Origin of the sequence: Lysobacter cavernae, assembly GCF_042648505.1 — a bacterium.
GTDB classification, from domain to species: Bacteria; Pseudomonadota; Gammaproteobacteria; order Xanthomonadales; family Xanthomonadaceae; genus Lysobacter_L; species Lysobacter_L cavernae.
This window is the reverse complement of the sequence record NZ_JBHRXK010000008.1, coordinates 1-23,091: the sequence shown is the minus strand read 5'-3', so window position 1 is coordinate 23,091 and position 23,091 is coordinate 1. Positions and strand designations below refer to the sequence as shown.

The window sequence follows — 23,091 nt, the reverse complement described above, 5'->3', positions numbered from 1 at the left end:
ATCGCACCGTGATGGCGACACTGGGCAGTCGTTAGAAACCCGGCCGCGTTGCGCGAATCACACGTGCACGTCGCCCAAGGCCTGGTTGAGCAATCAATGGTCGCCGCCTGGACTGATCGACATCGAATACGGCCGCTGCGTTGATACCGTGGCCCACTGCCTGTTCGGCTCGGCCTGCATCACGAAGCGCAGTTCACCGCCGGCCATGATGTCTTCATGACGCAGGAAACTGCGGTCCAGCGGTTTGCCGTTCAGCATCACGCTGCCGATATAGGGACGGGCTTCATCAAGGCCCTCGGCGATCACGCTGAAGCGCTTGCCGTTGGGCAGGTTGAGCGTCGCCCGCGGCAGGAACGGCCGGCCGATCACGTACTCGTTGCTCGCCGGCGCGACCGGATAGAAGCCCAGTGCCGTGAACACGAACCAGGCCGACATCTGGCCGAGGTCGTCGTTGCCAGCGAGGCCGTCGGGGCGCGGCGCGTACTGGCTCGCCATGATCTGCGCAAGCCGCTCCTGCGTGCGCCATGGCTGCCCCGCGTAGCCGTACAGGTAGGCAACGTGGTGGCTGGGCTCGTTGCCGTGCGCGTACCAGCCGATCAGGCCGGTGATGTCTTCCATGTGCGCGAACACCTTCGGATCGACCTTGGCATCGAACACCTGGTCGAGCCTGGCGACCAGCGCGGCATCACCACCCAGCGCCTGGGTCAGTCCGGCGATGTCCTGTGGCACGTACCACGAGTACTGCCAGGCATTGCCCTCGGTGTAGTCGCTGCCGTAGCCACTGACCGTGGGGTCGAACGGTTCGCGGAACTGGCCGTCGCGCTTGCGTGCCCGCATGAAACCGGTCTTGGCATCGAATGCATGCCGCCAGTTACCGGCGCGCTGATTGAATCGGGTAGCGATGTCCTTGCGACCCATCGCTTCGGCCATGCGCGCGATGGTCCAGTCGTCGAACGCGTATTCGAGCGTCTTCGAGGCGGCCTCGCCCTCCTCGTCGATCGGCACATAGCCCAGCTCCTTGTACTGGGCGATGCCGTCGTAGGGGCCGTAGTCGGCACTGGCGACCATGGCCTGCAAGGCCTCGTCGGTGTCAAAGCCGCGGATGCCTTTCATGTAGGCATCGGCGATGACCGGCACTGCGTGGTAGCCGATCATGCACCACGTCTCCAGACCGTGGAACGACCAGACCGGGAGGATGCCGTAGGGGCTCTCGCGGCGCGAGGCCAGCAGCGAGTTGATGAAGTCGTTGTTGCGTTGCTCGGGCTGCACCAGCGTCAGCAGCGGATGCAACGCGCGGTAGGTGTCCCAAAGCGAGAATGTGGAATGGTGGCGGAACCCCTTGGCCTGGTGCACGGCATTGTCGGGGCCGCGGTAACGGCCATCGCTGTCCATGAACAGACTCGGCGCCATCAGCGTGTGGTAGAGCGCGGTGTAGAAGCTCTTGCGCATCGGTTCGGGCGCGTCGACCTCGATCGCCGACAAGGCCTGCGTCCAGCTGGCAAGGGCGGCATTGCGCACGCCATCGAAATCCCAGCCGGGCATTTCGGCATCGAGGTTGGCGATGGCATTGTCCTCGCTGACCGACGAGATCGAGACCTTCGCCAGCAGCGGCTGTCCAGCCGCTCCGGCAAAGTCGAAGGCACCGACCAGTTGCCGCCCTTCGATCTGCGCACGCTGGCCCGGCGCCTTCTCACCCGGCGGCGGGAAGCCCTTGTAGAGCACGTCCTGCTCGGTGTCATGGAACTGGTGGCCATTGGGCGCACGCGAGAAGCGCAGCGCGAAGTACAGCTGCCGACCCGGCGCCCAGCCGCGGGTCTCGCGGAAACCGGTGACGGTGCCGTCGTCGCGTAACCGCAGTCGCGACCACAGCACCTTGCCCGGGTAGTCGTACATGCTGGTGCGCAGGTCGATCAGCACGTGCGCGGACTTGTCTTTCGGGAAGGTGTAGCGGTGGACGCCGACGCGCTCGCTCGCGGTGAGTTCGGCCCGAACCTGGTAATCGTCTAGCGTAACGGCGTAGTAACCGGGCTGCGCCACTTCGTCGTCATGCCGGAAGCGCGACGCGTAGCCACTGCCTGGCCTGGCGGAATCACCGCGCTCGAGCTTCACCTCGCCGGTGACCGGCATCAGCAGCACATCGCCCAGATCGGAGTGGCCGGTGCCGGAGAAATGCGTGTGCGAGAACCCGGTGATGGTGCGGTCGTCGTAGCGGTAACCGGCGGCCCAGCCATAAGCCTCGTTGCGCGGCTTGATCTGGGTATCGGGACTGAGCTGGATCATGCCGAACGGCACCACCGCACCGGGGAAGGCATGGCCTTCGCCGCCAGTGCCAATGAACGGATCGACCGAGGCATAAGCCTGTTTGCCGGCTTCATCGATGGGCTTGGGCAACGGGGCCGCAGCTACGGCCACACTCGCGGCCCAGGCGCACAGCCACCACCACCTCTGCTGCCGCGATTGCTTCTGCACATGCCGTTCGCTCATTCGCTCCCCCATGGCGGCCACACTGCTTGGCATCGCTGCCCGACCGTAAATTGGATCGTGCTGATTCGTCGCGAACCTAACACGCGCGATGGCCACCCATCACGCTGCACGCCGGAAGCGTGATGCAATACCGGTGAGTCGGCACGATACCGACATCCAAAATCTCGTCGCCCGCCACGCTGACGGCAGCGGCACCTGCCGTTACCATGCAGCCATGCGCATCCCGGCCTGGATCCTCGGACCACTTCTTCTGCTGAGCGGCTGCGCGACTGGGGGTGCTGCAGTGGAATCGCGGATCGACGCGCTGATGCGCGAATACCAGGGCAATGTTCCGGGCGCTTCGGTGCTGGTGGTCCGCGACGGCGCGCCTATCGTCCGGCGCAGCTACGGTCTGGCCGACGTCGAGGCAGGCATCGCGGTCACCCCAGCGACGAATTACCGGCTCGCCTCGGTAAGCAAGCAGTTCACTGCGGCCTCGATCCTGCTGCTGGCCCAGGACGGGCGTCTGCAACTCGACGATTCCGCCCGGAAGTGGCTGCCGTCGCTGCCCGATGCGGCCAAGGCGATCACGATCCGCCAGCTGCTCACGCACACCTCCGGCCTGGTCGACTACGAAGACGTGATGGACCCGGCGAGCACCGTGCAGGTGCACGATGCCGACGTGTTGAAGCTGCTGGAAGCGCAGGACCGCACCTACTTCGCCCCCGGCAGTGACTACCGCTACAGCAACAGCGGCTATGCGCTGCTGGCGCTGATCGTCGAGCGGTCCTCCGGGCGCCGCTACGCCAGCTTTCTGCACGAACGCATTTTCGTACCGCTGGGCATGACCGGCAGCGTCGCCTACGAGCAGGGCGTTTCCCAGGTCGCGCACCGCGCCTACGGCCACAGCAACGAGAACGGCCACTGGGCGCGCACCGACCAGAGCCCGACAAGCGCCGTGCTCGGCGATGGCGGCATCTATTCGTCAATCGACGACCTCGCCCGCTGGGACGCGGCGTTGTACGACAGCCACCTGCTGCAACCGGAATGGCTGCGCCAGGCGTTCACGCCGGCCACGGCCACCGACGACTCCGAGGTTGAGTACGGCTTTGGCTGGCGCATCACCGACGAGACGCTGTGGCACTCCGGCGAGACCATCGGGTTCCGCAACGTGATCGTGCGTTATCCGCAGCGCTGCCTGAGCGTGGTCGTGCTGACCAATCGCAACGATCCCGAGCCCTATGCGGTGGCGAAGCAGATCGCCGGATTTTTTCTTCGCTGAAGTCTCGAAGCCGTGGCCTCGTTATCGTCCCGAGCACAGCGAGGGACCTGCTTCTAGAGGTTCCCGTAAACCTTTCAGGCCTTGCTGATCGATCGCCTGACAACAGATCCCTCGTTGTGCCCGGGACTGTCAGGACCGGCGGACTCAGCGCACCGGGAAATCGTAGGCGACGGTCGGTGCCGGCTCGGGCCGCAAGGTGTAGTGCCACCACTCCAACGGATAATTGCGCAGGCCCTGCGCCTGCATCGCCGCCCGCAGGCGTTGTCGATTCTCACGCTGCGGTGGCGTAACCTGCGGCGTATCGGTATGCGCGGTCGCGTCGAAGAAATCGAAATCGGTGCCCATGTCGAGCGGCCGGCAGCTTGTGGTCCCGGTTTCACACTGCAATAGCGTCAGGTCGACCGTGGCCCCGCGGCTGTGCCCGGAACTCGCGGCGATGTAGTCACCGAGCAACGCCGACTTGTCGATATGCGGGTAGTAGCGCGGCTTGGTGTGCTGGTCGTCGAGGTCGCCAGCCCAGGCGACGAAATGCCGCACGGCCCGCACCGGGCGGTAGCAATCGTAGATCCGCAGCCGATAACCGTCTTCGCGCAGGGCCTGCTCGACGCGCTGCAGCGCCTGCGCCACCGGATGCAACAGATAGCAGCGCGGGGCTTCGTAACCGGTCACCGGCGCACCAACGAAGTTGTCGCTGCCGGCGTAGCGGATGTCGGTGTCGATGTCGGGCACCAGCGAGCGGATATCGACCATGCCGGCCGCTTCGGCCGTCGGCGCTGCCGAGACTGTCGGCGCCTCGCTGCGGGTGGCGCAGCCGACGCAGGCCAGGATCGCCACGAAGGTCACCACGGCCCCGCATCGCCGTGTCGACAACGGCCACCGCCGCTCAGTCGCAGGCGCGCTCACGGGCAAACGCTAGGTCCTCGTAGTCATAGCTGAAGTCCGCCTCCGGATCGACCTTTGCCATGGCGAGCGTGATCGGGCCCTTGCCGTCTGCGCCGGCAAAGTCCAACCAGGCCTCGGCGTCGACGCTGTCGTCGCGCCAGTCGACCAGCAGGCGCCGTCCCACGCGCATGACCGTGCCGGTCAGCAACGGCGATTTGTGCGCACGGAAGCTCACTGCCTCGCCCTGCCGGCAGATCGAGACCTCGCCGAACCATGGGTCGCGGTAGACACCCAGTTGTGCGGTCAGCTCGGCCGGCCGCACACCTTGGCGCGACGAGGTGTCGGGCGCTCTCTGCGCCGCCGGCTTGGTGTCGCGTTCCTGCGCGATCAAGCCGGCGTAGTGCGCAACCGTGGGCTTCTCGGCGGGCGCGGCATAGTGCTTCACCAGCACCTGGGTCAGCACCGTACGTGCTTCCTCGCCTTCACCATTGATCAGGATCACGAAGCCGACGCCCTTGTCCGGCAGCAGGGTCACCGCCGAATACATGCCCATCAGCGTTCCGGTGTGCGCCACCTTGAACACGCCGTCGACATCGGCCAGGCGCCAGCCATAGCCATAGGCGGAGAAATGACTGTGATCCCACTCGCGCATGCGTCGCGACAGCGGCATCGGCATCTGCGGTGCCCACAGCGCCTCGCGTTGCGTGCGCGACAGCCATGGCGTGTCTTCCGCTTCTGGTCGCAGCCAGGCGCGGACCCAGGTCAGCATGTCGTCGAGACTGCACCGGATGCCGCCAGCAGCGTCCATCGTCGTGGCCGCAATGACGGCACCGTCGCTGCGCACCGGCACGTTGCGATCGCCGTCGCGCCGGTGCGGCTGGGCGACGTTGCCAACCGACTCGCGGTTCCATTCACCCACCTGGCAGCGGGCCATGCGCAGGGGCTGGAAAACCTCGCGCCGCACCAATGCCTCGTACGGAGCACCGCCTGCGGCCGCTGCCACCTCGCCGGCGACGATGTAGAGCAGGTTGTCGTAGTCGTAGCGGGAACGGAAGCTGTGCTGTGGCTTCAGGTAGGCCAGGCCACGGAGGATGTCGGCGCGGGTGAACGAGTTGGGCTCGGGCCACAGCATCAGGTCGCCAGCGCCGGCGCGCAGGCCGCTGTTGTGGATCAACAGGTCGCGCACCTGCATCTCGCGCCCCGCCCACGCATCGTGCATGCGGAACTGCGGCAGATGCTTCACCACCGGATCGTCCCAGCGCAGCTTGCCAGCGTCGACCAGCCGCGCCAGCGTGGCGGTGGTCATCGACTTGCTGTTGGAGGCGATCTTGAACAGCGTGCGCGAATCGATCTTCGCACCCTCGCCTTCGACGAGTTCGCCCGCAGTGCGAGCGTAAACGACCTGCCCGTTCTCGACGATGCCGACGGCCAGTCCCGGCAGGCGGTAGCGCGTCATCACCTCATCGAAGGCCGCATCTACTGCGGGCGAGGCCTGCGCGCCCGCGGCAGCCAGGATGAGAATCAGCAACAGACCGCGACAGGCCCTCATGCGGTGTGCCACGCGTGCGGGAGCTGCTCGCCGGCCACCATTTCCTCAAAACTCTGGCGGCGGCGCACGACGGCATAACGACCGTTGTCGAGCAGCACCTCCGCGGTCAACGGCCGCGAGTTGTAAGTCGAAGCCATCGAGGCACCGTAAGCGCCAACGCCGGCGATCATCAACAGATCACCGGACACACACGCCGGCATCGCGCGATCGACGGCGAAGGTATCGCCGGTTTCGCAGACCGGGCCGACGACGTCGTAGCAGGTCGTCGGACGCACTTCGTCGTGCAGCGGGACGATTTCATGCCAGGCGTCGTACAACGCTGGACGCTGCAGGTCATTCATCGCCGCGTCCACGACCAGGAACTGGCGACCGGCACCGGGCTTGACCCGGATCACCCGGGTCATCAGCACCCCGGCCTCGGCCACCAGCCAGCGCCCCGGTTCCAGCACCAGCACGCCATCGAAATCGGCGAAGGCGGCGCGGATCACGGCCGCGTAATCCTCGGTCGGCACCGGTTGGTCGACTCCCGACCGGTAGCACACCCCGAGGCCACCGCCGACATCGATGCTGGCGAGGTTGTGACCGGCGGCGACCAGTTCCCGCCAGAACGCGGCGACACGCTGCAAGGCCAGACGGAACGGCGCCACGCTCAGGATCTGCGAGCCGATGTGCGCATGCAGGCCGTCCAATCGGACGTTTGGAAAATCGGCGTGGCCGGCAAACCAGGTACGCGCCTCGTCGATGCTGACGCCGAATTTGTTCTCCGACTTGCCGGTGGAGATCTTTTCGTGAGTGCCGGCATCGACGTCCGGATTGATCCGCACGGCGGCGTGGGCCGTGATGGACTGTTCACTGGCAATGCGCTGCAGCAACTGCAACTCATCGTAGGATTCGACGTTGAACTTCCAGACACCGGCCATCAGGGTTTCGGCAATCTCGTCATGCGTCTTGCCGACACCGGAAAACACCATCCGATCTGCCGGGATGCCGGCCCGCAGGGCGCGCCGGAATTCACCGATTGACACGATGTCCGCACCGGTGCCGCATTGCGCCATCAACTGCAGCACCGCGAGGTTGGAGTTGGCCTTGACCGCAAAGCAGAGGCGCGTGTCCAGCCCCTGCATGGCCGACTGCAGGGCGCCGATGCGCTGGCGGATCGCGCTGGCCGAATAGGCGTAGAACGGCGTGTCGACCTGCCTGGCCAGCGCCTGCAGGTCGACCCCGTCGAACAGGCTGTTCGCACGCAGGGCTTGAAGCATCGGAAGGGTCTGGACTCAGGAGGCCGCTCGTGCGCCGCGCACAAGCGAAAAAGATGAGCGGCCCGCTTCGACAGCGGGCCGCTCCGAGGGTCAGAAGTCGATCGAAACCATCAACTGGGCGTAACGTGGCGACTGGTAGACCGTACCGCGACCAAACTCCGGTCGCAGCGTGCCGATGCCATTCTGGTCTTCCAGCGTTTCGTCCACTTCGAGCACGCGCTCCTGGTCGAGCAGGTTGTAGAAGGCCAGCTTGGCATTCAGGTTCGAACGGCCGATCGTGGTGTGGTAGGAGATACTCGCACCGAGATCGAAGGTCCACGGCAACCGGTCATAGTGACCACGTCGGGACAGTCGATAGATGCGCTCGGACGGCGCAAAATCTTCCGTACAGTTCTGCGCACAGATGTAGTGGCTCAGGAACTCGGTGTCGTCGACCGGGTTACCGGCACCGTACTCGCTGACTGGGCGGCCGGACTGCGCGTCCAGGGTGGCGCCGACCTGCCAGTTTTCGTTGAACGCATAGGTGCCACGGAACTTGAACTGGTGACGGTGGTCGTTGGGCAGGTAACCGACACCGTTGAAGTCGACAAACGGATTGTCAAAGGCCTCGGTGCGACCGGAGTCGGCGAAGTCGGTGTCGGAGTTGACCGGTCCCTCGGCATTGCCCTCGCTGTAGGACAGCGTGTAGGAGGCATTGAAAGACCACTGGTCGTCCCAGGCGCGGTCGATGACGAACTCCAGCGCCTTGTAGGTGCGCTTGGGCTTGTCCCAGCCGCGCTGGCCGAGGTAGTTACCGGCGTCGTCGTACAGCGCCCAGCCGGCTTGCGAAGTGTCGATGGTGGTGTAGCTGTCCGGGGTGCCGTCGCAGTCGGTATCGACGTAGACACTGGTGGGTTTGCCGGGGTTGCCCATGACGAAGCCCAGGTAGCTGCCCGCATCGGAGTAACCATCGCCATCGGCCTTGTCGACGTTGCCCTGGCAATAGCCGGTGTCGGAGATCTCCATGTCGTCGATGGCGTTGTTCAGGCGACGGTAGATGCCGCGCACCCCCCACGACCAGTTGTCGGCCAGCATCGACTGGAAGCCGAGGATCAGCTCGTCCTGGTAGACCGGGTCCATGTCGGCATCGACCTCGCTGCGCAGGTCGCCGACCATGCCGTTGCCTTGCGTGTCATCCACTGTTCCGATCTCGGCGCCGAGGATCGGTGCTGGATAGGCCCGGCCTGTAGAGGGGTTGGTGAAAGTGGTGAAACCATCGAACTCGAAGAACCTGCGGGCATCGAGGAACGGACCGGCCTGCTTGATGTTGATGACGTTGGCAACCGGCAGGAAATAACGACCGAGGTTGCCGAACACCTTGGTGCGGGCGTCGCCGTTGACGTCCCAGGAAAAGCCAAAGCGCGGCGCCAGCATGTCGTCCATCTTGATGTAGCTGTTGCCGGCTGCGTCCTTGTTATCGAACGCTTCCAGTCGCAGGCCGAGATTCAGCACGACGTTCGGGGTGACCGACCAGTTGTCCTCGACGTAGTACGCGGTGTTCAGCGTCTCGAACTCGCCCTCGTTGGCCACTTCGCGCGTGCGCACGTAGGCGGTCACGCCGTCACGCACCGGCGTCCCGTTCACCCTTCGGCTTCCCGGCACGCGGTTGATCTCGTAGCGCAGGCCATCGCCTGGGTAGCGGCTGAGGTAATCGGAAGTGTTGGTCTCACGGTCCGCGCCGAAACGCAGCAGGTGATAGCCCAAGGACCACTCGAAGTCGAGGCGGGCCGCCTCTCGTTCGTCGGTACGATCGATGACGGCGGTGTTGCTGGTGCAACCGATGAAGTCACTGCTCTCACGACGGTCCTGCACTAGATTGCAGGCATCGTCATTGAGACTGTTGACCGAGGAATTGCGCTCGTTCTTGCCATACAGCGCCTTCATCGAGAAAGTGTCGGTGAGGTAGCCGGTGTAAGTCAGGGCCCAGTTGTCGCCACCGCTCTGGCTGAACGTGCGGTTCTCACGCGAGTCGAGGCGATTGCCGGTGGTCCAGTCGAAGGGGTAGCTGTCCTCGACATTCTCGTTTTTGTCCGAGAAGGCGAAGAGTCCGAGCAGGTGACTGTCGTTGATCTGCCAGTCCAGCTTGGCGCCCCAGAAGTCGTTGTCGGAACTGTCGACAAACTGGGTCTCACCGGTGTCGTTGGTATTGGTGGTATCGAGATCGCGCTTCTCGTAGATGCCGAAGAAGAACAACCGGTCCTTGATCAGGGCACCGGAGCCCCACACGCTGTAATTGTTGTTCTTGTTGGTCTCGTCGTAGCGGGAAATGATGCCGGGCTTGTTGCTGGAGTGGGCCTGCAGCAAGTTGTCGAAAACCATATCCGCACCGGCCTGGAACTCGTTGGTGCCCGAACGCGTCACGGCATTGATGACACCACCGGTGGTGCGGCCGAACTCCACCGAATAGCCACCCGTCTTGACCTGGAATTCCTGGAAGAACGAGAACGGCAGCGACGAGAAGCCGACCCGGTTGTAGAAATCGGTGACATTCAGGCCGTTGATGTAGACCGTGTTTTCGGCCACCGACGAGCCACCAAACGAAACGCCGCCGAACTCGCCCTTGTTCACGCCCGGCGCCAGGGTCGCCACCGAGAGCACGTCGCGCTCAACCGGCAGGCGGCCCAGCTCCTCGCGGGTGACATTGGTGGCCGATTCGGTCGAGGTGACGTCGACTGGAGTGACCACCCGCGACCCGACCACCTGCACCGTCGCCAGGTTGGTGGCGTCGCCACCGACGTTGACGTTGGCGGCGTTGCCGAGGCTGACCGTGACCTCAATCGGCTGGCCGAGCGGTGCACCATCCTTGTTGGCCTGCAACGTGTAGTTGCCGACCGGCAGGAACGGGAAACGGTAGTTGCCGTTGGCGTCGGCTCTGACCGTGCGGGTGAAGCCGGTATCGGGATTGCGTACCGTGACCTCCGCGCCGGCCGTGGCGCGTCCCACCAGCGAGCCGTCATCGTTGGCCGCATGCGCGCTCTGCAACGACAGCGCAGACGACAAACACACACCCATCGCGATACACAATGCGGTCCTGCGCAACCCCTTGCTGTTCATGTCCCCTCCAGTTGCTGATGTGATGGCCGTGGCCGCGGTCAGTCTCTTGTCCGCATTCCCGGTAGTACCTGTGCCTCAAAGGTGTAGTCCCACTGGTCGAAGTAGAGGTTGCCCCCTGCCCACTCCACTTCGCCGCGTTGCGAGTCCACGGTTTCCGATCGGAAATGCTGTTTCGGCGGAAAGAAATCCGTTCCGTAATCGTCATTGAAGGCAATGCGATAGGCATCGAGCCCGCCGAGATAGAACCACTCGATACCCGGGTCCTTGGCGTCCTTGAACTGCCCGGTGCTGACATCCATCGGCACCCAGCCATGCGGGGCCAGGTACAGCTGTCCCCAGTCGTGCAGGTTGTCGTAGTCGCCGTCGGAATAGACCATGCCCGACTGCCAGCGCGCCGGTATGCCGTTGAGGCGCAGCAGCGTCATCAGCAGCAAGGTCTGTTGGCCGCAGTCGGCATGGCCGGCGTGCAGCGCGTAGTCGCTGATGTTGGACAGGGTCGAGTATTCACGCGCGCCGCCCCAAGGGGTCTTGTCGACCGCCTCGAACAACTTGCGCGCGATCCAATACGGGTTCTTCTCGTCGCCGACGACCTGTTGCGAGAACCGTCTGATGTCGTCGCTGAAGACGATGTGCGGCGGGCGCTCGCCCAGATACTCGGCCAGGTCGGGGCGCTCGCCGACCGGCACGACCTTGGCAGGGTCGATGGTATGGACCTGGCCGAAGATCGTGAGTTCGTAAGTGATCGAGAACGTGGTCGGCCGGCCCGCGGCTGCCGGCTGTTCGAGATACACCGTGCGCTGCAGTGTCGACTCCGGCGCGACCACCGGCTTGGCCGGCACGCTGCCGATCAAACGAAGGCCTTCCTGCTGACCGGGCAAGGCGCGCGGGTACGGGATCCACGCCCGCACCGTCTCGCCGGCCGGCACCGCATCGGCGTTGACCACGATCGACTGGGTTACGCGCACCCGACGCGGTGCCACGCTGGTCTTGCCGCTGGCGCGGGCCTCGCGCAACGCCTGCACGTGATAGGCGTTGGCGCCCTCCATCTGCCCCTGGCTCGATGGTGCCGGCTGCGGCGAGCGCCGCGCGGCGGCCTGCGGATTGAGCAGGAACAGGTTGGAGACGGATCGGTTGAAATAGAACGGTTGGCCGTCGATGACCAGGTGCTCGAGCTGATTGCTCGCCTTCCACTCGGCGAATTCGTCGTCGCGCATATCCGGAATACGTTCGCGCAGGCGCTGTTTGGCCTGGTCTTCGGTCAGCGGGAAATCCAGACGGATGCGACGCATGCGCTCGCGCTCGAACTCCAGGGCCTGGCGCGTGTCGGCGTCGAGATCAGGGCGTGCCAGCGCCGCGGTGATCTGACCCTGCGCGGCCTGGAACCGCCCGGCATCGACCATCGTCACCACCTCGGCGACAGGCGCCGGTCCGGCAGCAAACGCTGGCGCCATGAGCAGCAGCGCGGACAGCCATGCCCCCGCGCCGATGCGACGGCGTCGTGTCCGGGGTGTTGCCGATTCGAGCGCAAGCACGAAACTGTCCATGCAGACGACCACCTGGGAGCCCTGTCAACGCTGTGTAACATGGCTGGATGGGCCGGTCAATAATTTATTCTTGACAATTACTCCTAATGAAGTTTGTATTCTGCAGCAGTGGCGGCAGGCATCGTCTGGCGTTCTTGAGGGGAAGCGATGATCGAGGCGGTCTGGCCCTACCTGGCGGTGCTGCTGTTGTCGGCCGGCCTGTTCCCGTCGCTGGAGAAACGCTTCCAATGGCGCGTGTTCTCGTTGCTGCCGCCGATCGTGCTGACCTACCTGTTCGTCACCGCGCTGGCCGTCGCCGGGCTGTGGCGGGCCACGTCCGAGATCGAGACCGCGCAACGCACGCTGATCGCGCAATTGCTGCCAGCGCTGTTGTTTCTGCTGATGGTCGGCTGCGATCTACGCGCGATCCTCGCGCTCGGTCCGCGCATGTTGGCGGTGTTCGCATGCGCGATGCTGAGCATCCTGCTGGCCATCGTGCTCGGCTACCTGATCTTCCGCCATGCCTTGCCTGCGGACGGCTGGAAGATGCTGGCCGCACTCAGTGCCACCTGGACCGGTGGCTCGGCCAACCTGGTCGCGGTCAAGCAATCGATCGGTCTGCCGGACAACCTGCTGCCGTCGGTGCTGCTGGCCGATGCGCTGTGCTACTCGGTGTGGGTGGTGGTGCTGTTCTCGGCGGCGCGCTTTGCGCCGGCGTTTGATCGCTGGACCCGCGCCGATACGCGGCCACCGCTGCCCGCGGTGGAGCCGCATGCCATGGGCGAAGCCGGGCCGGGTAGCGTGCTGCTGTGGCTGGGCATCGCCCTGCTGGTCGGCAACGGCGCTGCCCTGCTCGCCACGCGGCTGCCGACCAACGGGCTGTTGACCACGACGGCCTGGACCGTGCTGACCGCGACCGCCGCCGGCCTGATCCTCGCACGCACGCCGTTGGCCCGATCACCGGTGCCGGCGCCACTGGCCGGCGCCCTGCTCGCCTGCCTGGTCGCGGTGCTGGCGTCACAGAGCAACTTCGCCGGCCTGGCGACGGCACCGTTGTTCGTGCTGGTCGGCTTCACCGTGCTGATCCTGCATATCGCGCTGTTCCTGCTGGCCGCGCGCGTGTTCCGCTTCGACCTGTACCTGTGCGGCATCGCCTCGCTCGCGCAGATCGGCGGCGTCGCCACCGCACCAGTGCTGGCCGCGACCTATTCACGGGCGCTGGTGCCGGCGGCGGTGTTGCTGGCGATGCTGGGGCTGGTGCTCGGCACCGGCATCGGCCTGCTCATGGCCGGCGTGCTGTCCGGTCTGTAACCCACGGGGGTTTGAATCCATGCGAGTGTCGATGCAACTGCTGATCCCCTTCGCCCTGCTCCTCGCCGCCGCGCAGCCGCTCGCCGCGCGCGAGCAACCCGCGCCTGTGCCTACGCACGGCGTGATCGGCATCGAAGAGGCCCACCTCAACCCGGACTTCTGGGTGGCGCGTCAGCCCGATGCCGACCACGTCGTGCTCGACGACACGGCGATCGCGGCACAGAACGCGCGTCTGCTCCATCTCGACCGCTCGGTGCGGGACCTGGCCACCCTGCCCGCCATGCTCGACCGCCAACAGGTCGCGGCCTGGATCGGGGCGCTGTCCAAACGCCCGAGCAAGCCCCTGTTCAACGAGCAGGGCCAGGCAGTGGCCAAAACCACGATCGACGCGGTGGTGGACAACGCCAACCTCGACGCGGTCCCCGCCGAGCAGCCGCCGCGTTACGGCCTGACCACCCAGCGCGCCGACCTGCGCGCCTTCCCCACGCATCTGCGCGTATTCAGCTCGCGCGGTGACACCGACATCGACCGCTTCCAGGAAAGTGCCCTGTTCCCGGGCGACCCGGTCGCGATCGTGCACGAGAGCCGCGACGGCCAGTGGTGGTTCGTGGCCAGCCCGCGCTACATGGCCTGGGTCGAGAAGCGCCGCATCGCGCAAGGCAGCGCCGAGCAGGTGCTGGGCTACGCGCGCAAGACGCCTTACCGCATCGTCACCGGTGCCACCGCCCGCACCGTGTTTACACGCGAGGAGCCGGCCGTCTCCGAATTGCAGCTAGACATGGGCACGCGCGTGCCGGTGCTGGCCGACTGGCCAGCCAACCAGCCGGTCAACGGCCAGCACCCCTACACCTCGCACGTGATCGAACTGCCGGTGCGCGGCGCCGATGGCTCGCTGCGTTTCGCGCCGGCGCTGCTGCCCAAGCGCGAGGACACCGCCGGCCATGCCCTGCCGCTGAGCAAGCGAAACATCATCACGCAGGGCTTCAAGTTTCTCGGCGAACGCTACGGCTGGGGCCATTCCTACAACGGCCGTGACTGCAGCGGTTTCGTCTCCGAGGTCTACCGCAGCATGGGCGTGCAGCTGCCGCGCAACACCAGCGACCAGGCAGTCAGCCCGGCACTCAACCGCATCGCCTTCAGCGACAAGGACAACCACGCCAAGCGCATGGCAGTCGTGCGTGACCTGCAGGTCGGCGATCTCGTCTACATTCCCGGCCACGTGATGATGGTGATCGGCCAGATCGACGGCGGGCCGTACGTGATCCATGACACCACCGGCCTGAGCTACCTCGGCCCCGACGGCCAGGTCGCGCGCGCCAAGACCAATGGCGTCACGGTCTCACCGCTGCTGCCGTTGCTGTTCAACGGCAAGCAGACCTACGTCGACCGCATCACCAACATCCAGCGCATCCGCCCCTGAGCGGCACGCCACCCCACACCACCACCTCATTATCGGACCTTCATGAAAATCACCGACATCCGGTTCGGCATGCTGCGCGTTCCCTTGAAGACGCCGTTCAAGACCGCGCTGCGCACGGTCGAGGCGGTCGAGGACATCGTGGTCACCGTGCACACCGATACCGGCCATGTTGGCTACGGCGAGGCGCCGGCCACGGCGGTGATCACCGGCGACACCCACGGCTCGATAGTTGAAGCGATCCGCAAGTTCATCGCCCCGCGCCTGATCGGCCAGGAAATCGCCAACCTCAACCACATCACCCAGCTCATCCAGAGTTCATTGGAGAAAAACACCAGCGCCAAGGCCGCGGTCGAGATCGCGATCTATGACCTGTTCGGCCAGCTCTATGGCGCGCCGCTGTACAAGATGCTCGGCGGCGGCGACCCGGTCATCACCACCGACATCACCATCAGCGTCGACTACATCGACAAGATGGTCGCCGACTCGCTCAGCGCGGTGGACCGTGGCTTCGAGTCGCTGAAGATCAAGGTCGGCAAGGACATCGGCGTCGACATCGAGCGGGTCAAGGCGATCTACGCCGCGGTCGAAGGCCGCGCCTTGCTGCGCCTGGACGCCAACCAGGGCTGGACCGCCAAGCAGGCCGTATACGCGATCTGCATGCTCGAGGACGCCGGCGTGCGTCTGGAACTGGTCGAGCAACCGGTCAAGGCGCAGGACCTGGACGGCATGAAGTACGTCACCGAGCGCGTGCACACGCCGATCATGGCCGACGAAAGCGTGTTCGGCCCCACCGAAGTCATCGACTTGATCCGCATGCGCGCCGCCGACATCATCAACATCAAGCTGATGAAGACCGGGGGCATCTCCAATGCGATCCGTATCGCCGACATCGCCGCGCTCTACGGCGTCGAGTGCATGATCGGCTGCATGCTCGAAACCAGCATCAGTGTCGCCGCGGCTGTGCACGTCGCCGTGGCCAAGGCCAACGTGATCACCAAGATCGACCTGGACGGCCCGTCGCTGTGTGCGTTCAATCCGGTCGACGGCGGCGTGATCTTCAACGAGTCGGAGATCTCGATCACCGACGCCCCGGGCCTTGGCATCCGCGAGATCCGCGGCCTCGAAGCCCTGCCCGCCTGAGCGCCCGACCACGATGTCGCCTCTGCTGAAAATCCGCGCCGAACGCGACCAGATGTCGGCCATCGAGCGCCGTATCGCCGACTTCCTTCTCGACAACGCCCACCTGCTGCGCGACTACTCTTCCCAGCAGTTGGCCAACGCGCTGGGCATCAGCCAGTCAAGCGTTGTCAAGTTCAGCCAGAAGCTCGGGTTCAAGGGTTATCCCGACCTCAAGTATTCGATCGGCGAGGCCGTCGCACGCGGCGGTAACAACGACGATGGCGAGACCGTCGCCGCCAGCCATGACAATCCGCACACGGTGCTGGCCGAGAACCTGTGGCATCTCAAGGCCCAGGCTGAGGCCGAGACACGCCTGATCAATCCACCCGAGGCGATCGATGCGATTGCCGCGGCGATCACCCAGGCCGGCAAGGTGTTCATCATCGGTCTCGGCGAGGACGGCATCCCCGCACGCGCCTTCGCGACCCGGTTGTCGATGCTCGGCATCCTGACCGTGCACTATGTCGATGCGATCCTGATGCAGGCCGGCGTATCGGCCGCGGCGCCAGGCGACGTGCTGCTGGTGTTTTCCGAACACGGCCGTCAGGCCGCGCTGTGCCAGATCAGCCGTTTGTTCCGCGAGCGCGTCGGCAAGGTGATCTCGGTAACCCGGCACACGCCAAACCCGCTACGCGCACACGCCGATGCCTCGCTGCTGGTCTCGGCGCATGACGAGCGTCGCTACATCGAACCGCTGTTGTACCAGTCCGCGCTGCAGCACCTGCTCGACCTGATCTTCGTGCTGTCGTGCGAGGCCAGCGAGAGTCGGCGCAGCCAGCTCGACGTCAATTTCGAGCGCATGCGCGACCTGCTCGACACCTGACCAGCCTGCATGCATGCATGCGACAACGACCAAGGTCCGAGGAGTGACGATGCGTTCGCGTTTCCACATTGTCCTGCTGATGCTTTCCGGCCTGGTCGTCAGCGGCTGCGCCAGCTCGACGCTGCAAACCCGGGACTGGTCCGAGTCACGCCAGCTGGTGCTGGTCACGACTGCAGATTGGGACGCGACCGACGGCGTACTGCGCCGTTACGAACGCGGCGCCCATGGCTGGCAGCCAGTCGGCGACACCACGCCGGTCACGGTCGGGCGCGCCGGCTCGGCCTGGGGCCAGGGCCTGCACGCGCCGCAACCTACCGGGCCACAGAAACGCGAAGGCGACGGCCGCGCACCGGCAGGCGTGTTCGGCATTGGCACCGCCTTCGGTTATGGCGATGCCGCATCGACTGCGCTGCCCTATCGGGCGATGACGGCTTCCGACTACTGCATCGATGTCAGCGACTCGCCGCTGTACGATCGCATCGTCGATGCGCGCCAGGTCGGCCAGGCCGCCGTGGCCGGCTCGACCGAGCCGATGCGGCGCGATCTGCACGCCGATGGCGACTCGCGTTACAAGCTCGGCTTCGTAATCGAGCACAATCCGATCCATCGTGCTGGCGCCGGAAGCTGCATCTTCGCCAACCTGTGGAAGGCACCCGGCGAAGCCACCGCCGGCTGCACCGCCATGGCCGAACCGGCGATGCAGCAGTTGCTGGGTTGGCTTGATCCCGAGCGCAAGCCGGTGTTCGTGCTGATGCCGGTGGCCGAGTTAGAACGCTTGCGGCGACCGTGGGAGCTGCCTCACGTTCCCGCGAACTGATTCCACACTGTCACCGTTTGTCCAGAGCGTAGGCCGAAGTCGAAGGATGAGCGGCTCGAACGCTTCCGCCCCGTTCTCCCTTCGACTTCGCTGCGCTACGCTCAGGGGGAACGGGGATACGCAGCTGGATGTGTTGACCCACAGCAACACCATCTTCCACAGGACCCACCGTGTCGACCACTGCCCGTGTACTGCTCGGACTTTTCCTCGGTGCCTTGATCGGCCTGCTCCTGGCCTGGGGCGATCCCGTGTTGGCCGGCAAGGTGGCGGACATCGTCCAGCCGATCGGACGGCTGTGGCTCAACGCACTGCAGATGACCGTCGTGCCCCTGGTCGCGGCGCTGGTGGTGATCGGCGTGAACAACGCCACCGACGCGGCGGCTTCCGGACGCACCGCACGCAACGCGATCGTGACGTTCGCGGTGATCCTGAGCGTCTGCGCCGCGTTCGCCGCGATCCTGGCGCCGATTCTGTTCTCGCTGGTGCCGCGCCAGGAGGGCCTGGCCGAATCACTGCGCGCGGCCACGGCCGGCACGGCACAACTGTCGCTGCCCAATTCGCTGGCTGAATGGTTTTCCGGAATCATCCCCAGCAACGCCATAGCCGCAGCCGCGCAGAGCGCCATGCTGCCGTTGGTGGTGTTCTCGCTGTTCTTCGGCTTCGCCTTGACCCGGATCGAGACGGACCGACGCGCGCGCCTGCTCGAACTGGTGCAGAGCATTGCCGACGTGATGATCGTGATCGTCCACTGGGTGCTCTGGGTGGCACCGCTGGGCGTGTTCGCGCTGGTGCTGGCGGTATGCGCTCGCGTCGGTCACGGCATGATCGGCGCCTTCGGTTGGTACATCGCGATCCTGTCCACGATGTACCTGTGCGCGACCGTGCTGATGTACCCCATCGCGGTGATCGCCGGCCGCGAACGCCTGCGCCGGTTCGCTGCGGCGATTGCCCCTGCGCAGGTGGTGGCGGCAAGCACCCAGTCCTCGCTCGCCTCGCTGCCGGCGATGATCGAAAGCTCGCGCGAGCGGCTTGGCCACCCGCTCAGCGTCACCTCTCTGGTGTTGCCGATGGCCGTGTCGCTGTTCCGCATCACCAGCCCCATCCAGTACATCGGCGTGGCCGCGTTCATCGCCTGGGCCTACGGCGTGGACCTGAGCGTCGCACAACTCGCGGCGGGCGCAGCGCTGGCCGTGGTCATCAGCATGGGCTCGGTCGGCCTGCCCGGGCAGGTCAGCTTCATGGCCACCAACATGCCGGTCACCCAGGCAATGGGCTTGCCGGTGGAACCGCTCGGCCTGCTGCTGGCACTGGACACCATCCCCGACGTGTTCGCCACGTTGGGCAACGTGACCGGCGACCTGACCGCAACCAGCGTGGTGGCGAAGCAGGTGTCCAACGCGACGGAAGAGCCTACGGCGCCGGGACAACGCCCGGACTAACCACAGACTGCGGGGTCCGTCAGGCCGCGAATGAAATGGGCCTTGGGCAATTCCACTTGGCGGTGAAGTCACTCAGGTTAAGCCGCCTGGAACCACTTCAACACCTAGGGTGCTGCGAATCAGAATTGAATTCGCCCCTCCATCAGGGATTTCGATTGCGACTGTACCGACGCGTAAATTTGGGGCAGGTCGTTGTGCTGCGAGAAGGGCCCGTAAGCCAATGAAATGCATAGAACCTCGACATCGAACCCCTTGTTTAGGCTCGCCCATGGGATTGTCTTCACGATTGGGTCACCAGAAAGCAGCGACCTTGAAGTTGTCGTCAATCGGCGTGAATGCGAGGCCCAACATTCCCGACTGCTCGCAAGCATCCTTGAAAGGCTGCGAACACACGTATCTACGCGCTAGGTCGATGCATCGGAAAATGTGCCTTCCCGCCACGCGATCCGGATCGACGACAAACTTCACGATCGAGTCATAGTGGACTACATCCGGACAATACCTGTCGCGCACGATTTCGCCCGTCTCGAGTTGCCTCGCAACCACGTACTCCGAACGGGCAACATCAAGAATTGATATGTGCTCTGATGACAGCAGGAAAACATAATCTTTCTTAGTTCGTTCCCCGTCGGACTCGACGATGGTCACTGGCACGAGGCGTTCCCGCATCCCGAACTGATCACACAGGCGAGCAAAGTGCGTTGATACCAGATACTCGTCGCAATAATCAAAATCCACGAACTCATGATTAGCACGATAAACGTATTGGTGCTTGATCTCCAACTCATGGACGCCGGGATCATACTCGTCCCACTCCCAAGCCTCGTTCAAATCTCCGTCGAAATAGTCCGGGCAACCGGGCTGACCGGGGCGATAACTGATCTGGTAGTACATGTCGTCAGGTCATCCTGCAGGACGTGTTCATCTGAACTTGGCAACTCTCGATGGCGTTTCGTGTTTGTCGCTGAATATCCCTTATCCCCAACGCAAGCTGGGTGTCGGAAAGGCGACCCGTCCTGTATGCGTGGTTGAGATTGTCCACCATTGCATCGACCGCTGAATTGTACGTAGGGTGGCTCGACCAGTGCCCAGGAAGGTTTTTCACCCTCGCCAGCGCTTCATTGTCTGGCAAGTGGATACCATTGTTTGCGCCGTCTGGCTCGAATCCCATCGTCTTGAGACGGTCGAACATTCGTTTGTACTGCGGCTTCTTCATCACCTCCTCTGGAATGAGGTGATGCGCTTGATGGGCATCGCGCGCGCGCCCACCTAGATTCCGATCAAGTTTTCTACTGTCCAAGCCCAGGGGATCAGACCAGTTGGCAGGCGAGCGGACGAACGAGTAGAGGTTTGCGCCTGCAAGCAGGCGGATTGGATCCTGATGGATATAGGCAGCAGCGATTGGATCGTAGTATCGGTACCGGTTGTAATGCAGCCCTGTCTCTGCATCGAAGTACTGGCCCTGGAAGCGGATTGGATTGGTGATGGCGCTTGCGTGTTGCTGGGTGACGGCGCCCCAAGCGGCGTAGCTGGCGGACCAGACGATGCGGCCTTCTGGGTTGGTGATGCGCGTGGGGCAGCCATTGGGGTCGACGTGGTAGTGGAAGACGTGGCTGGTGCGCGGGGCCGGCTCAATGGGTTGCTGCAGCGATGCGGCGCCAGTGATGGTTTGGGCAACTTCGTCGATGCCGGAAGCGGTTTTGGTCTCCGGTGCAACAGGCGTCGCAGGTGTAGACGGTGGTATCGGCGCCGCGGGCCCGCCTTTCACGCAGCCCAGCGTCATTCCACCCACGCCGCCGGGCACGGCGGGCGCAGGCTCGGATGACGACACCTGTTCCGTGAGGGTGGCAGATGGCTGGCCGAGTGCGACCGCGCCCAGACCGCCGAAGCCCGTCACATGGGCGGATGGGTCGCGGCTCGTCGCTGCGTTCGCCCCCCATCCCGCCCCTCCCCCGCGGAGGGGGAGGGAGTCGGGCTGCGGTTCTCGGCGCGGTGCCGGTAACGACGGCAAAGGCTTGGCGACTGGCGCCACGGCCCGTTCCGCCGCGGGCCGATCTCCGTTCGCCGCTTGCTGGTCGATCAGCGCCAACGGCACGAAGCTGCCAGGGTAATAGACGTACTCGCGTGCTTCCTTGTGCAAGGCCTCGAACACAGCCTTGCGCTGCCGGGCGGCAAGGAAGTCAATTACGTTGCCCTCGCCTTGCAGCGACGGCGCGTTGGTGGCGTCGTTGGCGTGGGTCACCTCGCCCAGCAGGGCGTCACCATCCCAGAAGAACCAGGTGGTATGGGTAGGATTGCGCTTGAACACACGACGGCCCAACGGGTCGTAGCCGTAGTGGGTGGCCTGGCCGTTCTTGGTACTTTCGATCAGGCGGTGGTTGGCGTCCCAGCGCAGGTGCAGGTCACTGGCTTCGTCTTCCGGGCGCGCATACATGCGCTCGTCGCCACGGCGGATCAGGTTGCCGGCGCGGTCGAAGACGTAGTGCAGGCCCTCGAAGCTGCCTTCGCGCGTCCACTGGCCGGGGAACATCTCGCCGCCGACGGCCTGCTGCATGCGCGCTTCGTGCACACGGGTGCGCAGGCGGTCGCCGGCCGGGTCGTTGAGGAACTGGGTGAGTTTCCCGCGCGGGTCGGTGTGCGACAGGATCCGGCCCATCGGGTCGTAGCTGTAGGCGTCGCTGCCCTGCCTACTGTCGTGGCGCTCGGTCAGATTGCCGCTGCGGTCGTAGGCGTAGCCGGTGTCGAACAGCGGTGCCTCGTCCTTCAGCACCGCCTGGGCGGTGAGCAGGCCGCGGTCGTCGTAGCGCAACTGGCGTTGCACCTGTGGGCTGAGTCGCTCTGTGACGGCGCGACCGAGAGCATCGCGCTCGATGGCGATCGGCGCCTCGTCGTTGATGGTGGAGCTGGCGAGTTGGCCGCGCAGGTCGAAGTCGCAGGCGACGCGGTTGCCGGCGCTGGTCTCGCGCAGGATGCGTTGGCCCACGGCGTCGTAATGGCTGGCGATGCGGAAACCGTTCTGCGTCTCTTCCAGCAAGCGGCCTTCGGCATCGAACTTGCGTTGCACATGGCAATGAGGGTTGCGCAGCTCGACAAGCTGACCGGACGGGTCGTACTTGAAGGCTTCCTTGAACGCCTGCCCTGCCCGGTCCGGATCGGGCAATAATACCTTCTGCGTGATGCGGCCGAGCTTGTCGGTGGCGTAGGCGATGGTCTGGCCGAGCGGATCGGTCGTTCCGGCCAGGCGGCTGGCGGCGTCGTAGCGGTAATGGCGCGGCTGCCCCCAATAGTCCACCTCCTCGATGATGCGGCCGAGTGGGTCGCGCTTGAGCCTGTACGTTTCGCCACGCTGATTGACGACCGCAACAAGCCGTTCCTCGGTGTCGTACTGGTACCGCACGGCATGGCCGTCAGGCTGGATGCGCCGGGCGATCTGGCCGATGCCGACGTACTCGAGCCGGGTGACGTGGCCGCTCTCGTCGGTGTACTTGAGGAGTTGGTCCTCGGCATCGTACTCGGCGCGCACGGTGGTTCCGCCGGGCTGCACGGCGTTGAGCAGGCGGCCCTTGGCGTCGTAGCTGTAGCGGGTGCGCTGCCCTGTGGGGTCGGATTGTTCGAGCAGGCGGCCGAGCGCGTCGTGCCGAAACGTGCTGGTGAAACCGAGCGGATCGGTGAGACGCAGCAACTGACCGTGGCGGTCGAAGTACAGACGCGTGACTGCGCCGAGCGGATCGGTATGCGCTACGAGGAGACCGGCAACGTCGTACTCGTAGCGCGAAGCTGCGCCCAGCGGCGTGGACTGCGCAACCAGTAGACCGCGCTCGTCCCATTGCTGCTTCCATTGGGTGGCGAGTGGATCGACGACCGAGATCGGTCGGTCGTCATCGTCATACGTGCTCTGCATCGAACTGCCGTCCGGCCGCGTTAGCTCGAGCAGGTTCCCGCGTTCGTCATAGTCGAACTGCGTGCGCAGGCCCAGCGGGTCGATCACCGCCGTCGTGCGGCCGACCTCGTCGTACTCGAAGACGGTGACGCCGTCGAGCGGGTCGATCTC

At 64.9% G+C, this 23,091-nt stretch carries 15 protein-coding genes; 7 read left to right on the top strand and 8 right to left on the bottom strand.

What is annotated here, in order from left to right; genetic code table 11:
* Window positions 1-93 precede the first annotated feature (93 nt).
* Window positions 94-2,484, bottom strand: coding sequence for a GH92 family glycosyl hydrolase (locus ACFOLC_RS14225; protein WP_386759919.1), 2,391 nt, complete (start codon window positions 2,482-2,484; stop codon window positions 94-96).
* A 214-nt stretch (window positions 2,485-2,698) separates the two neighbouring features.
* Here ACFOLC_RS14225 and ACFOLC_RS14220 point away from each other — a divergent pair, with 214 nt between their 5' ends.
* Window positions 2,699-3,745, top strand: a complete 1,047-nt coding sequence (locus ACFOLC_RS14220; protein ID WP_386759918.1) for a serine hydrolase domain-containing protein — start codon at window positions 2,699-2,701, stop codon at window positions 3,743-3,745.
* Between the two features lie 144 nt (window positions 3,746-3,889).
* Here ACFOLC_RS14220 and ACFOLC_RS14215 read toward each other — a convergent pair whose 3' ends face one another.
* From ACFOLC_RS14215 to ACFOLC_RS14195, 5 genes are all read right to left on the bottom strand, one after another.
* Complete coding sequence (locus tag ACFOLC_RS14215; protein WP_386759917.1) at window positions 3,890-4,591, bottom strand: M15 family metallopeptidase; 702 nt, start codon at window positions 4,589-4,591, stop codon at window positions 3,890-3,892.
* A gap of 37 nt (window positions 4,592-4,628) precedes the next feature.
* Window positions 4,629-6,176: a serine hydrolase gene (locus tag ACFOLC_RS14210; RefSeq protein ID WP_386759916.1), complete on the bottom strand. Its 1,548-nt coding sequence runs from the start codon at window positions 6,174-6,176 to the stop codon at window positions 4,629-4,631.
* Window positions 6,173-7,435: a diaminopimelate decarboxylase gene (lysA, locus tag ACFOLC_RS14205; RefSeq protein ID WP_386759915.1), complete on the bottom strand. Its 1,263-nt coding sequence runs from the start codon at window positions 7,433-7,435 to the stop codon at window positions 6,173-6,175. Before lysA ends, ACFOLC_RS14210 begins: the two co-directional genes overlap by 4 nt.
* A gap of 90 nt (window positions 7,436-7,525) precedes the next feature.
* Window positions 7,526-10,528 (bottom strand): TonB-dependent receptor, encoded by a 3,003-nt coding sequence (locus tag ACFOLC_RS14200; protein ID WP_386759914.1) that lies wholly within the window; start codon window positions 10,526-10,528, stop codon window positions 7,526-7,528.
* Window positions 10,529-10,566: 38 nt separating this feature from the next.
* Complete coding sequence (locus ACFOLC_RS14195; protein ID WP_386759913.1) at window positions 10,567-12,072, bottom strand: transglutaminase-like domain-containing protein; 1,506 nt, start codon at window positions 12,070-12,072, stop codon at window positions 10,567-10,569.
* Between the two features lie 147 nt (window positions 12,073-12,219).
* Here ACFOLC_RS14195 and ACFOLC_RS14190 point away from each other — a divergent pair, with 147 nt between their 5' ends.
* The 6 genes from ACFOLC_RS14190 to ACFOLC_RS14165 all read left to right on the top strand — a co-directional run bounded on the left by ACFOLC_RS14190 (window position 12,220) and on the right by ACFOLC_RS14165 (window position 19,040).
* A complete protein-coding gene (locus ACFOLC_RS14190; RefSeq protein ID WP_386759912.1) occupies window positions 12,220-13,362 on the top strand; it encodes a DUF819 family protein in 1,143 nt (380 codons plus the stop codon).
* Window positions 13,363-13,393: 31 nt separating this feature from the next.
* Window positions 13,394-14,782 carry a C40 family peptidase gene (locus tag ACFOLC_RS14185; RefSeq protein WP_386759911.1) on the top strand — a complete coding sequence of 463 codons (1,389 nt, stop codon included), beginning with the start codon at window positions 13,394-13,396 and terminating at the stop codon, window positions 14,780-14,782.
* Window positions 14,783-14,824: 42 nt separating this feature from the next.
* The gene (locus tag ACFOLC_RS14180) at window positions 14,825-15,922 is read left to right on the top strand and encodes a dipeptide epimerase (RefSeq protein ID WP_386759910.1); all 1,098 of its coding nucleotides are present in this window, start codon (window positions 14,825-14,827) and stop codon (window positions 15,920-15,922) included.
* Window positions 15,923-15,935: 13 nt separating this feature from the next.
* On the top strand, window positions 15,936-16,784 hold the full coding sequence (locus tag ACFOLC_RS14175; RefSeq protein ID WP_386759909.1) for a MurR/RpiR family transcriptional regulator: 849 nt from the start codon (window positions 15,936-15,938) through the stop codon (window positions 16,782-16,784).
* Between the two features lie 49 nt (window positions 16,785-16,833).
* Window positions 16,834-17,601: a L,D-transpeptidase family protein gene (locus ACFOLC_RS14170; protein ID WP_386759908.1), complete on the top strand. Its 768-nt coding sequence runs from the start codon at window positions 16,834-16,836 to the stop codon at window positions 17,599-17,601.
* A 170-nt stretch (window positions 17,602-17,771) separates the two neighbouring features.
* On the top strand, window positions 17,772-19,040 hold the full coding sequence (locus tag ACFOLC_RS14165; RefSeq protein WP_386759907.1) for a dicarboxylate/amino acid:cation symporter: 1,269 nt from the start codon (window positions 17,772-17,774) through the stop codon (window positions 19,038-19,040).
* Between the two features lie 291 nt (window positions 19,041-19,331).
* Here the strand turns inward: ACFOLC_RS14165 and ACFOLC_RS14160 are convergent, their stop codons facing one another.
* Both ACFOLC_RS14160 and ACFOLC_RS14155 read right to left on the bottom strand, forming a co-directional pair.
* Window positions 19,332-19,934 carry an imm11 family protein gene (locus tag ACFOLC_RS14160; RefSeq protein WP_386759906.1) on the bottom strand — a complete coding sequence of 201 codons (603 nt, stop codon included), beginning with the start codon at window positions 19,932-19,934 and terminating at the stop codon, window positions 19,332-19,334.
* Between the two features lie 4 nt (window positions 19,935-19,938).
* On the bottom strand, window positions 19,939-23,091 hold a 3,153-nt coding region (locus tag ACFOLC_RS14155), incomplete at its 5' end, for an RHS repeat-associated core domain-containing protein (protein ID WP_386759905.1).

Bases quoted from the DNA above. Each gene is read 5' to 3' on its own strand.
- ACFOLC_RS14190 (WP_386759912.1), top strand. From the start codon at position 12,220: ATGATCGAGGCGGTCTGGCCCTACCTGGCGGTGCTGCTGTTGTCGGCC.
- ACFOLC_RS14225 (WP_386759919.1), bottom strand. From the start codon at position 2,484: ATGAGCGAACGGCATGTGCAGAAGCAATCGCGGCAGCAGAGGTGGTGG.
- lysA (WP_386759915.1), bottom strand. From the start codon at position 7,435: ATGCTTCAAGCCCTGCGTGCGAACAGCCTGTTCGACGGGGTCGACCTG.
- ACFOLC_RS14180 (WP_386759910.1), top strand. From the start codon at position 14,825: ATGAAAATCACCGACATCCGGTTCGGCATGCTGCGCGTTCCCTTGAAG.
- ACFOLC_RS14185 (WP_386759911.1), top strand. From the start codon at position 13,394: ATGCAACTGCTGATCCCCTTCGCCCTGCTCCTCGCCGCCGCGCAGCCG.
- ACFOLC_RS14220 (WP_386759918.1), top strand. From the start codon at position 2,699: ATGCGCATCCCGGCCTGGATCCTCGGACCACTTCTTCTGCTGAGCGGC.
- ACFOLC_RS14175 (WP_386759909.1), top strand. From the start codon at position 15,936: ATGTCGCCTCTGCTGAAAATCCGCGCCGAACGCGACCAGATGTCGGCC.
- ACFOLC_RS14200 (WP_386759914.1), bottom strand. From the start codon at position 10,528: ATGAACAGCAAGGGGTTGCGCAGGACCGCATTGTGTATCGCGATGGGT.
- ACFOLC_RS14170 (WP_386759908.1), top strand. From the start codon at position 16,834: ATGCGTTCGCGTTTCCACATTGTCCTGCTGATGCTTTCCGGCCTGGTC.
- ACFOLC_RS14160 (WP_386759906.1), bottom strand. From the start codon at position 19,934: ATGTACTACCAGATCAGTTATCGCCCCGGTCAGCCCGGTTGCCCGGAC.
- ACFOLC_RS14210 (WP_386759916.1), bottom strand. From the start codon at position 6,176: ATGAGGGCCTGTCGCGGTCTGTTGCTGATTCTCATCCTGGCTGCCGCG.
- ACFOLC_RS14195 (WP_386759913.1), bottom strand. From the start codon at position 12,072: ATGGACAGTTTCGTGCTTGCGCTCGAATCGGCAACACCCCGGACACGA.